At 39.9% G+C, this 12,370-nt stretch carries 10 protein-coding genes and 1 tRNA gene; all 11 read left to right on the top strand.

Annotation, left to right across the window (positions count from 1 at the left end; translation table 11 throughout):
* The first annotated feature begins 2 nt into the window (after positions 1–2).
* On the top strand, positions 3–1,226 hold the full coding sequence (gene mraY / locus LZZ90_RS04225) for a phospho-N-acetylmuramoyl-pentapeptide-transferase (RefSeq protein ID WP_237789441.1): 1,224 nt from the start codon (positions 3–5) through the stop codon (positions 1,224–1,226).
* Between the two features lies 1 nt (position 1,227).
* Positions 1,228–2,559, top strand: coding sequence for a UDP-N-acetylmuramoyl-L-alanine--D-glutamate ligase (gene murD / locus LZZ90_RS04220; RefSeq protein ID WP_237789440.1), 1,332 nt, complete (start codon positions 1,228–1,230; stop codon positions 2,557–2,559).
* A gap of 22 nt (positions 2,560–2,581) precedes the next feature.
* Complete coding sequence (locus tag LZZ90_RS04215) at positions 2,582–3,922, top strand: FtsW/RodA/SpoVE family cell cycle protein (RefSeq protein WP_237789439.1); 1,341 nt, start codon at positions 2,582–2,584, stop codon at positions 3,920–3,922.
* A gap of 22 nt (positions 3,923–3,944) precedes the next feature.
* Positions 3,945–5,039 (top strand): undecaprenyldiphospho-muramoylpentapeptide beta-N-acetylglucosaminyltransferase, encoded by a 1,095-nt coding sequence (murG, locus tag LZZ90_RS04210; RefSeq protein ID WP_237789438.1) that lies wholly within the window; start codon positions 3,945–3,947, stop codon positions 5,037–5,039.
* A 42-nt stretch (positions 5,040–5,081) separates the two neighbouring features.
* Positions 5,082–6,428, top strand: a complete 1,347-nt coding sequence (gene murC / locus LZZ90_RS04205; protein WP_237789437.1) for a UDP-N-acetylmuramate--L-alanine ligase — start codon at positions 5,082–5,084, stop codon at positions 6,426–6,428.
* Entirely contained in the window at positions 6,425–7,147 is a 723-nt protein-coding gene (locus LZZ90_RS04200) for a cell division protein FtsQ/DivIB (RefSeq protein WP_237789436.1), read from the top strand. The genes murC and LZZ90_RS04200 overlap by 4 nt, the downstream gene beginning before the upstream one ends.
* A 7-nt stretch (positions 7,148–7,154) precedes the next feature.
* Positions 7,155–8,558, top strand: a complete 1,404-nt coding sequence (ftsA, locus tag LZZ90_RS04195) for a cell division protein FtsA (RefSeq protein ID WP_237789435.1) — start codon at positions 7,155–7,157, stop codon at positions 8,556–8,558.
* Between the two features lie 12 nt (positions 8,559–8,570).
* The gene (gene ftsZ, locus LZZ90_RS04190) at positions 8,571–10,535 is read left to right on the top strand and encodes a cell division protein FtsZ (RefSeq protein WP_237789434.1); all 1,965 of its coding nucleotides are present in this window, start codon (positions 8,571–8,573) and stop codon (positions 10,533–10,535) included.
* A 223-nt stretch (positions 10,536–10,758) separates the two neighbouring features.
* The gene (locus LZZ90_RS04185; RefSeq protein WP_237789433.1) at positions 10,759–11,205 is read left to right on the top strand and encodes a GatB/YqeY domain-containing protein; all 447 of its coding nucleotides are present in this window, start codon (positions 10,759–10,761) and stop codon (positions 11,203–11,205) included.
* Between the two features lie 42 nt (positions 11,206–11,247).
* Positions 11,248–11,324 (top strand) — tRNA-Arg (locus LZZ90_RS04180).
* A 221-nt stretch (positions 11,325–11,545) separates the two neighbouring features.
* The gene (locus tag LZZ90_RS04175) at positions 11,546–12,346 is read left to right on the top strand and encodes a zinc-dependent peptidase (RefSeq protein ID WP_237789432.1); all 801 of its coding nucleotides are present in this window, start codon (positions 11,546–11,548) and stop codon (positions 12,344–12,346) included.
* Positions 12,347–12,370 lie beyond the last annotated feature (24 nt).

Below are 12,370 nucleotides of genomic sequence, written 5' to 3'. Positions count from 1 at the left end.
ATATGCTGTATTATTTCTTCGAATATTTACATAAAACCTTAGACGTTCCGGGAGCTGGTGTTTTCCAGTACATCACGTTTCGTTCGGGCTTGGCAATTATTTTGTCGTTGATGATTTCCACTATTTACGGAAAACGCATTATCAATTATTTAAGAAGACAGCAAATTGGGGAAACCGTTCGTGAGTTAGGTCTTGAAGGGCAAACGCAAAAAGCCGGAACCCCAACAATGGGAGGATTGATTATTATCTTCTCTACCTTAATTCCAGTATTGTTGTTGGCAAAATTGGACAATATCTATGTAATGTTGCTGATCGTGACCACACTTTGGATGGGAACCATTGGTTTTATCGACGATTATATCAAAATATTCAAGAAAGATAAAGAAGGTTTGAAGGGAAGATTCAAAGTTATCGGACAAGTTGGGCTTGGGCTTATCGTGGGTTCGGTGTTGTATTTTCACCCGGCAGTAACGGTTCGTACCGATACTTCCACTACCGATATCTTTAAAGAAGGTACTGTGGTTACGGCATTGGCGAAAGAAGAAAAATCTACGGCAACCACAATTCCGTTTTTCAAAAACAACGAGATGGATTATGCCGAATTATTGGCTTGGACAGGAGATAATTATCAGGATTATGCTTGGCTTATCTTCATTCCGGTGGTAATTTTCATTATCACAGCGGTTTCCAACGGAGCCAATTTAACGGACGGAATCGATGGTTTGGCGGCAGGAACTTCAGCAATTTCGGTGCTCACCCTCGGTATTTTCGCCTTCGTTTCCGGGAACATTATTTTCTCGAATTACCTGAACATCATGTACATCCCTAATTCCGGAGAAATGACGGTCTACATTGCGGCCTTTGTAGGGTCGCTCATCGGGTTCTTATGGTACAATACTTATCCTGCATCAGTGTTTATGGGTGATACCGGAAGTTTAACAATCGGAGGGATTATTGCGGTTTTGGCAATCGCAGTTCGTAAAGAATTATTAATTCCTGTACTGTGCGGAATCTTCTTGGCAGAAAATTTATCGGTAGTGCTTCAGGTTTCGTATTTCAAATACACCAAGAATAAATACGGTGAAGGAAGACGCATCTTTTTAATGTCGCCTTTGCATCATCATTACCAGAAAAAAGGGTACCACGAAAGTAAAATCGTGACGCGATTCTGGATTGTGGCCATATTGTTAGCGATTTTCTCATTAGTGTCACTAAAACTAAGATAGTATGAAGTTAGTAGTTTTAGGCGGAGGAGAAAGCGGTGTGGGAACTGCGATCCTCGGTAAGAAAAAAGGGTACGAGGTTTTTGTTTCGGATTTTGGAGAGATTAAAAACAATTACAAGGAAGTTTTGATTTTGAATCAAATTCCCTGGGAAGAAAAACAACATACTGAAGATTTGATTCTAAACGCCGATGTGGTAATGAAAAGCCCCGGTATACCTGATAAGTCACCTATCGTTAAGCTGTTAAAGAAAAACAACGTTCCTATTATTTCTGAAATCGAATTTGCCAACCAGTTCACCGACGTAATTACAATCGGAATCACTGGAAGCAACGGAAAAACCACCACCACGATGCTAACCCATCATTTACTGATGCAAGGCGGAATGAATGTGGGAATTGCCGGAAATATTGGGAAAAGCTATGCTTGGCAAATTTCGGAAAACAAGTTTGAGGCCTATGTGTTGGAATTGAGCAGTTTTCAGTTGGACGGAATCGTGAATTATCGCCCGCATATAGCCGTGATGACCAACATCAGTCCGGATCATTTGGACCGCTATAATTACGATTACGATTTGTATATCGAGGCCAAGTTCCGAATCACCAAAAACCAAACCGAAGACGATTATTTTGTATACGATGACGACGATGAGGCCATTGTGAACTGGTTATCGAAAAACACCATCAGAGCCAAAAAAATTCCTTTTTCCTTGCTTAAACAACACGAAGAAGGTGCATACGCAGACGACAAAAACATAACAACCAACATTAATAACGAAGAATTTACCATGCCAATAAACGAACTAGCTTTAGAAGGAAAACACAATGTGAAAAACGCAATGGCGGCTACAACTGTGGCTCAGTTAATGCGTATCCGAAAAGAAACCATTCGAGAGAGTTTGTCTAACTTTCAAGGGGTGGAGCATCGTTTGGAAAAAGTGTTGAAAATTCAGAATGTGCAATACATTAACGATTCTAAAGCGACGAATGTGAATGCTACTTTCTTCGCTCTGGACAGTATGAATACGCCAACAGTTTGGATTGTTGGAGGTGTGGATAAAGGAAACGACTATGCCGAGTTAATGCCGCTAGTTCGCGAGAAAGTAAAAGGGATTGTTTGTTTGGGTGTGGATAATTCGAAAATCAAACAGGCTTTTGAAGATGTTGTAGATGTTATGATTGAAACCACAAGTATGGTTGAAGCTGTGAAAATCGCACAACGTATGGCGGAAAAAGGCGATACGGTTCTATTGTCTCCGGCCTGCGCAAGTTTTGATTTGTTTGAAAACTACGAAGACAGAGGAAAACAGTTTAAAAATGCTGTTCAAAATTTATAAAAGATAAGCGTAAAGCAAAAAAATGAAAGAGCTAATAGGAAAACTTAAGGGAGATCGCGGGATTTGGGCATTTGTAGCCTTGCTTTCCCTGTTTTCTTTTATGCCGGTTTTCAGTGCGAGTACGAATTTGGTGTATGTGGTGGGTAAAGGCTCGACTATTGGGTATCTTTTCAAGCATTTGGTGCATGTTTTTATCGGGTTCTGTCTGATTTATTTTGTGCACAGAACTCCTTATCATTACTTTAAAGCTTTTTCCTGGTGGTTACTTCCCGTGGTAATCGGATTGCTTGGCTTTACCATGATTCAGGGAACTACAATCGGAGGAGCCAATGCCAGCCGTTGGTTGCAGATTCCATTTGTTGGGCTTTCTTTTCAACCGTCCGCTTTTGCCTTTATTGTGATGATGATTTATGTGGCACGTTACCTCTCAAAGATTGAGGATAAGGAATATACATTTAAATCGTCATTAATCGAATTGTGGATGCCGGTTTTTGCAATAATTGGCTTAATTTTGCCGGCCAATTTTTCCACGGCGGCCTTGATGTTTTCGATGGTTTGTATGCTGGTTTTTGTGGGGCGTTACCGATTACAGTATTTGTTTACGATCATTGGTATGGGAATTGCGGCTTTGGCGTTGTTTGTTTTGATTGCAAAAGCTTTTCCGGACAACAAACTAACCAGTCGTGTAAATACTTGGATGAGTCGTATCGAACGTTTTAGTTCCGATAAACCCGATGAAGACGATTATCAGATTGAGAAAGCAAAAATTGCCATTGCATCCGGAAAAGTATATGGGTTAGGGCCTGGGAAAAGTGTTCAGAAGAACTTTTTACCCCAGTCGTCCTCGGATTTTATCTTCGCCATTATTGTAGAAGAATACGGATTGATTGGTGGTTTCGCCATTATGGGCTTGTATCTTTTGTTGTTCTTTAGGTTTTTGATTACTTCCCATAAAGCACCAACGATGTTTGGGAAACTACTCATTGTGGGGCTCGGGTTTCCAATTATATTTCAGGCGTTTACCAATATGGGTGTTGCGGTGGAACTATTGCCTACTACAGGACAAACCTTGCCGTTAATCAGTAGTGGAGGAACTTCAATTTGGATGACCTGTATCGCAGTTGGAATCATCTTGAGTGTTACCAAAAAAGAGGAAGAAATTGCTCAAATTGAAGCAGAAGCAAAACTGAGAGACGAGGCTTTACAACGAATTATCGACAGAGAAGTATCGCTTGAAGCTGAAAAGGTAAATGATGACATAGAGGAGATAATCCAGAAAGTTCAAAAAGAAGAAAAAACAGGGAATTATTCTATAGAAGACCATACCGACAATCCAATGAATGCGGTGCTGGATAAAGATTGAGTGTTAAGTTAAACAGAAAGTGATGAAAGAGAATCCGAAATTCATAATCAGCGGCGGCGGAACCGGAGGGCATATTTATCCTGCGGTGGCGATTGCGAACGAACTGAAAAGTCGTTTTCCAAAGGCTGATATTCTTTTTGTGGGTGCCAGCGATAAAATGGAAATGCAAAAAGTTCCACAAGCAGGTTATCCGATCAAAGGATTGTGGATCGCGGGAATCCAACGAAAATTGACTTTGCAAAACGCAATGTTTCCGTTAAAGCTTATTTCAAGTTTAGCGAAATCATTTGGGATCTTGAGAAGTTTTAAACCCGATGTGGTTATAGGAACCGGAGGTTTTGCCAGCGGAGCGGTTTTGAAAGTCGCTTCGATGATGGGAACTCCAACGGTTATTCAGGAGCAGAATTCGTATCCGGGAATTACAAACAAATTGTTGAGCAAAAAAGCTAATAAAATTTGTGTGGCTTACGAAAATCTGGAACGGTTTTTTCCAAAAGAAACCATGATTTTGACGGGTAATCCTGTCCGTCAGGATTTAATTTCTGTGAGCGATAAAAAAAATGATGCAATAGACTATTTTAAACTCGATCCTTCCAAGAAAACAGTATTAATCTTAGGGGGAAGTTTGGGAGCGAGAAGAATCAATCAGCTTATTGCAAAAGAACTGGATTTTCTCTTATCGCAAAACATTCAGATCATCTGGCAATGCGGAAAATTATATTTTGAAGAGTACAAGCATTTCAATGATAAGGAAAATGTTCAGGTGTTGTCCTTCATTGATCGAATGGATTTGGTTTATGCAGCGGCAGACGTTGTGATTTCACGATCCGGTGCTTCATCGGTTTCCGAACTTTGCATCGTTGGAAAACCGGTGATTTTCATTCCGTCGCCTAATGTGGCTGAAGACCATCAAACTAAAAACGCAAAAGCCATCGTAGATAAAAACGGGGCGCTTTTGCTTAAAGAATCAGAATTGGATGCTCAATTTGAAACTGTTTTCAAGGATTTGATTTCAAGTCAGGAGAGACAAAATGAATTGAGTACAAACATAAAACAGTTGGCTTTGCCCAACGCTACAAAAGATATAGTCGATGAGATTGTAAAACTGATTAAGTAATCTTTAAATTATTAAATCGTTCAATCTTTAAATTAAAATATAATGAACCTGAATCAAATACAAAACGTTTATTTCATCGGAATCGGAGGCATCGGAATGAGTGCCTTGGCTCGTTATTTTAAATTCATCGGTAAAAATGTTGCAGGTTACGATAAAACCCCGACACACCTTACCGAAGAATTGGAACAGGAAGGGATTGAAATCCATTTCGAGGATAACCTTGCGCTAATTGGTCAGGACTATTTAAATAAGGAAAATACGTTGGTAGTCATTACGCCGGCAGTTCCGAAGCAACACACAGAATGGAATTATTTTTTAGATAATGGTTTTGTAGTAAAAAAACGTGCAGAAGTTTTAGGAATAATTACAAAAGATACGTTTTGTTTTGCAGTAGCGGGAACGCACGGTAAAACTACAACTTCCAGTATTTTGGGGCATATTTTGTATGAAAGTGGTGCTGATGTGACTTCGTTTTTAGGTGGAATCGTTGAAAATTACAACTCCAATTTAATCGGAAACGGGAAAACCGTTACTGTGGTGGAAGCCGATGAATTTGACCGTTCGTTTTTACACCTGCATCCAAATATTGCCTGTGTGACTTCGATGGATGCTGACCATTTGGATATTTACGGGGACAAATCCTCGATTGAAGCGTCGTTTATCGAATTTGCCAATAAAGTAGAAGATAAAACAAAACTGTTTGTAGTGAACGGATTGCCGATTGATGCAATTACAGTTGGAATCAACGATGATTCGAAATTCGTTGCTAAAAACATCAGAATAGAAGACGGTTGGTATGTTTTCGATGTGGAAACCCCAACAGAAACAATAACAAATTTGAAATTTGGTCTGCCAGGCAGGCATAACCTTACTAATGCATTATTAGCTTTGGCGATGGCAAGAACATTTGGTACCCCAACGGATGCTATTGCCAAGGCTCTTTTGTCTTTCCGCGGGGTGCGTCGTCGTTTTTCGTTTCAAATCCGTAAACCGGAATTTGTGTACATAGACGATTATGCGCATCACCCAACGGAAATCAATGCGGTGCATCAGGCGGTTCGTGAGCTGTATCCGGGAAAGAAAGTGCTGGCAGTTTTTCAGCCGCATTTGTTTAGTAGAACCCGTGATTTTGCAGATGATTTTGCTAAAAGTTTATCACAATTTGACGAGGTGTTTTTGATGGAAATTTATCCGGCCAGAGAATTACCAATGGAAGGGATTACCTCGAGTTGGTTGTTGGATAAAATTGAAAATGATAACAAACGATTGGTTCAGAAAGAAGAACTGATTTCACTTATGCAAGCCTCTGATGCTCCGATAGTTGTGACTATTGGTGCCGGAGATGTGGGAGAAATGGTTCCTGAGATTAAAAAAGCGTTGGAAAAATGAGGAAAATTAACTGGACAACTATACGTTTAGTGCTCATGATTGGCATCATGATTTTTCTGTATTCGTTTTCCACGATGCGAAATGCCGGAAGGAAAATTGTCCGAACTGATGTAGAATTTGAAGGTGAAAATACTCCTTTTGTGACGCATGAAATGGTTAATAACTTGTTAATACAAAATTTTAACGGGTCTTCCACGGTACAAAAAGATAAATTAGATTTGAATAGTTTAGAGCATACTCTCGGCAAGAACAAGATGATTGCAAAAGCCGAAGTGTATGCGACTATTGATGGAACCCTTAAGGCACTCGTTACACAGAAGACCCCAATCGCAAGAGTTAGCAATGAAAAAGGTTCTTATTACATTGATTATCAAGGAGGAGAAATGCCATTGTCGGATAATTTTACGGCACGCGTTCCGCTTCTGGACGGTGAGATGAATCAGGAAAACAGAGAAGGGTTGGTGGAAGTTTTCAAGAGAATTCACGACGATGATTTTTTGAAAAAAAACATAACGGGAGTTCAGGTTTTGTCTACAGGAAGTCTGATTATGACCAACAGGAATTACGGCTATCGTATCCTTTTTGGAAAAAGTATAAATGTTGATAAGAAGTTTGATAATTACAAAGCGTTTTATCAGCACGCACTAAAAGATACCTTGATAGGAAAGTATAAGTTGATTAATTTGAAGTTTACACAACAGGTTGTGTGCACCAAATAAAATGAAAATGGAAAAAGAAAGTATTGCAGTAGGATTAGACATCGGGACCACGAAGATCGTGGCGATGATCGGCAAGAAAAATGAGTACGGAAAATTAGAGATTTTAGGCGTTGGAAAATCCAAAAGCCTTGGTGTGGCTCGTGGTGTAGTAAACAATATTACGCAAACCATTCAATCGATTCAGCAGGCAATTATTGAAGCTGAAGCCGATTCAGGTTATAAAATTAACGATGTGGTGGTGGGTATTGCCGGCCAGCACATTCGAAGCATTCAGCATAGCGATTACATCAGCCGCCCAAATCCGGAAGAAGTGATTGGGGACGCCGATATTGACATGTTGATTAATCAGGTGCACAAATTGGCCATGTTGCCGGGTGAAGAGATCATCCATGTGTTGCCGCAGGAATTTAAAATCGACGGACAATCTGAAATCAAAGAGCCAATCGGAATGTACGGCGGACGTTTGGAAGCAAGTTTTCACGTAGTGGTGGGGCAGGCTTCATCAATCCGAAATGTTGGTCGTTGCATCAAAAGTGCAGGATTGGATTTGTCTGGATTAACATTGGAGCCCTTAGCTTCAGCCGATGCGGTTTTAAGTCAGGAAGAAAAAGAAGCCGGAGTAGCGTTGATTGATATCGGAGGAGGAACTACGGATTTGGCCATTTTTAAAGATGGAATCATTCGTCACACCGCAGTGGTGCCTTTCGGTGGAAACGTAATTACGGAAGATATCAAAGAAGGTTGTTCGATTATCGAGAAGCAGGCGGAATTGTTAAAAGTAAAATTCGGATCGGCTTGGCCGGGTGAAAATAAAGACAACGAAATCGTTTCAATCCCAGGATTAAGAGGTCGTGAGCCTAAAGAGATTTCTTTAAAAAATCTTTCAAAAATTATTCACGCCCGCGTGGTGGAAATTATTGAGCAGGTTTTTGCTGAGATAAAAAACTACGGACATGAAGATCCGCGTAAAAAATTGATTGCCGGGATTGTATTAACAGGAGGTGGTTCTCAATTGAAGCACATTAAACAGTTAGTAGAATACATTACTGGAATGGACACCAGAATCGGTTACCCGAACGAACATTTGGCAGGTAATTCCGATGAGGAAATTTCAAGTCCTATGTATGCAACAGCGGTAGGTTTGGTGATGAACAGCATTCGAAACAATACCAAAAGCGCAACTCCTTTGGTGGAAATGAAAAAGCCGGAACCGAAAATTGAAATCAAACCACAGGTAGCTTATCAGGCGCCGGTTGAAGATGAAATTCAGGAAGAACCAATTTTTGAACAACCTAAAGTGGAAATGCAAAGGCCTCCAGTAGAAATGGAATCCACGGGAGATAAGATTAAACGAGGCTTTTTTGATAAATATATAGATAAGATTAAAGAATTTTTAGATAACGCAGAATAAAACCGATACAGTATGGAAAGCAACAACGAATTTGGAAGTATTTCATTTGATTTGCCTAAAAATCAGTCGAATGTAATTAAAGTTATTGGTGTAGGTGGAGGTGGTAGCAATGCCATCAACCACATGTTTAGACAAGGAATCGTAGGAGTGGATTTTGTAATCTGTAATACTGATTCTCAAGCGTTGCAAAACAGTCCGGTGCCTAATAAAATTCAGTTAGGAATTGACTTAACCGAAGGTCTTGGAGCAGGAGCAAATCCTGAAGTAGGACAACAGTCGGCATTGGAAAGTATCGAGGAAATTGAAAAAATGTTGGACACCAACACCAAAATGATTTTCATTACCGCAGGAATGGGGGGTGGAACCGGTACGGGTGCTGCTCCGGTAATTGCTCAATTGGCTAAGGAACGTGATATTTTAACTGTAGGTATCGTAACCATTCCGTTCCAATTTGAAGGTAAAGTACGTTCCGAGCAGGCGTTGCAAGGAGTTGAGCGCTTAAGGAAGCATGTGGATTCATTAATCGTTATCAATAATAATAAGTTAAGAGAAGTATACGGAAACTTAGGATTCAAATCCGGATTCTCCAAAGCAGACGAGGTGTTAGCTACGGCTTCACGCGGTATTGCCGAAGTAATTACCAACCACTACGCGTTAAATATCGATTTACGTGATGCTAAAACCGTATTGTCAAACAGTGGAACGGCAATAATGGGATCGGCTACGGCTTCGGGTGAAAACAGAGCAAAAGATGCTATTGTGGCAGCCTTGGATTCTCCGTTATTGAACGACAATAAAATTACCGGTGCGAAAAACGTATTATTGTTAATTGTTTTTGGTACCAACGAAATCACGATGGATGAAATGGGTGAAATCAATGATTACATCCAGACTGAAGCAGGTTACAGCGCGAATATTATCATGGGAGCGGGTGAAGACGAGTCGTTAGGTGACGCTGTTTCAGTTACGGTTATCGCAACAGGATTCAACGTAGAACAGCAAGCGGAAATTGTTAATTCTGAACCTAAAAAAATCATTCACACTTTAGAGGGTGAACAGAAATTAGTTCAGGATTTGTCGCAAAAACCAAGCGTTCCTTCTTTTGATTTCTCTTCAATTGCCCAGGAAGTAAAGCCAGAGCCGATTGTAGCGGAAGTTGCGCCTGTTGTTGAAGAAAAAATCGTGTTTGCTTTAGAGGAGGAAGTAGAAGTTGCTGAAAAAAAGCCGATGGCAGAAGTGGATTTGATTCCGACTTCTGATTTTATAAATAATTTGGACGTGTTTTTCGAAATCGTTTCTCCAGTAAAAGAAGAGCCTAAATTTGAAATTAAAGACGTTCGCGAAATCGAGGTTTTCGGTGCTGAAATTGTTATTCCGGAAGTTAAAGAAGTGCAGGAGCAGATTGCTTTTTCCTTCGATTTAACCAATGGTGGTGTTTCTACTAACGACGATCGTTTAGTGTTCGATTTAACCGAAGAAACCCGCGAAATGAAAGTAAACGAGCCGGTACAAGTGGTTCCGGTTACTGAAGTGAACGAAAATGGTGTAGTGCGTTATTCTTTAGATGATTATATGGAAAAAGAAAACGAATTGACTACTTCAAAACCGGTTGCAGAAGTAAAAGAAGAACCGGTTGCTCCGGAGCTTGATATTACGATGAAAAAATCGGAAGAAGCCGCTCCTGTAGTGCAATCGTTTTTCGATGAAATTTCTCCGGTGGAAATGACCATTGAGGAAACCCTTCGCGTACGTGCCGAAGAGCGTAAAAGAAAAATGAAAGAGTTCAACTATAAGTTCAATAACAGTGCATCGCGCGTGAACGAATTAGAGAAAGAACCGGCATATAAAAGAATGGGGGTAGATTTGAATGCTGCGCCTGTAGACAATAGTAAATCACGTATGTCATTAGGGTTTGACAGTAACGACGATGTTCAGTTGCGTTCCAACAACTCCTTCCTTCATGACAATGTGGATTAACTAACCCATATTTGAGAAACCTTTAACCCGGAGCAGTAATGTTTCGGGTTATTTTTTTATCTTCGCAGAGCAAATTTTAAATTTTTTAAAGCGAAAGGTCTGGGCTTTATCGGTATGCTATATTCCCGCCATCCGCTTTACAAGGTGTCGCTACTGTCGGGGCTAAAGAGAAAGTATTTGAATTTTTGCAGTTCACTTTTCAAATAACGAATAAATAAAAGATATGAGTTTATCAGCACAGATCATGGACGAGATGAAAACGGCCATGAAAGCAAAAGATACAGTTGCTTTAGAAGCTTTACGCGCTATTAAATCGGAAATTCTATTGGCACAAACCTCTGCTTCAGGCGGAGATTTAACTGCTGAAGACGAAATCAAACTGCTTCAGAAATTAGTAAAACAAAGAAAAGACAGTGCGACAATTTTTAACGAACAAGGACGTGCGGATTTGGCCGAACCGGAATTGGCGCAAGTAGCCGTAATAGAGAAGTTTTTGCCTGCTCAATTATCTGAGGCAGAAGTAGAGGCTGTTGTAGCGAAAATCATAGCAGCAACGGGAGCCAGCGGAATCGCAGCAATGGGTCAGGTAATGGGTCAGGCTTCTAAGGAATTGGCAGGTCAGGCAGACGGCAAAACCATCTCTACCATTGTAAAAAAATTATTAGCATAAATTTTTAATTGCAGATTGCTCTAAGGTAGTCTGCAATTCACTGGCCTCGTAGTTCAACTGGATAGAATATCAGATTTCGGCTCTGAGGGTTGGGGGTTCGAACCCCTCCGAGGTCACCAATAAATAAAAGCATAACCGAAAAGGATTAAGTATGCCTGAGCTTTTTTGCGTTGTTTTTATTTTAAAACGAAACTTTGCTGAGGATGATAAAGTAAGCCTCTGTGAGGTTAAATAAAAATGTTGTTAAAAGTTTGAGTTTCAGTTTTTTGTACTATTTTTAATGCTAACAACTCTTTGTTGTACAGCAAACCATTAAGCTTCAAATTGTAAATCAAAATCGTTGGAAAATATACTGATTACGGTTTTTGTTGTTGTATTCATCGCGCTGCTTTTCTTCCGGGTAGTGGAACAAGGTTATATTGCTTTTTTTAACCGCCCGTTGTATATCCATTTTTATCCTTTCCCTAAAAAATTAAAGCGGGTTCAGCGGAAAATCCTTCGAAAACAGTTTGCCTTTTATAATACATTAACCGTAAAGGACAAGGTGTATTTTGAATACCGAGTGGCGGAATTTATTGATGAATACGATTTTATCGGCAAGGAAGGTTTGATAGTAACTGATGAGATGAAGGTGCTGGTTGCTTCGACTTCCACGATGCTTACCTTTGGAATGAAGCATTATTTGTATGATGTTTTTGAGCGCATTATTATTTATCCTGGCGAATATTATTCTACCGTTAATGATGAATACCATAAAGGGGAATTTAATCCGATGGTTAAAGCAATAGCGTTTTCCTGGAAGGATTTTCAAGAAGGATACAGTATTGATAACGACAACCACAACTTAGGGCTTCATGAGTTTGCTCATGCCTTGAATTTTCAGGCCATGAAAAGTAACAACAGCAGCATGACTATTTTCTCGGATATGTTCAAGGAGATTTTGCAGGATATTCATCATCCTCCTAACGCAAAACGATTAGTGGAATCCGACTATTTTCGAATTTATGCTTATACCAATAAATATGAATTTTTAGCGGTGGTTTTGGAACATTTCTTTGAAACCCCGAACCGATTTAAACAGGAATTCCCTGAGTTATTTCACAAAGTGGAACTCATGATCAACTTCAAAGAACGGCGCTAAATTTTTGTTAAAAACGCCTTTAAA

The sequence above is a fragment of the Flavobacterium sp. SM15 genome (assembly GCF_022012335.1).
GTDB lineage: Bacteria > Bacteroidota > Bacteroidia > Flavobacteriales > Flavobacteriaceae > Flavobacterium.
The sequence above is the reverse complement of the archived record's forward strand: the minus strand, read 5'-3'. Positions and strand labels throughout refer to the sequence as shown.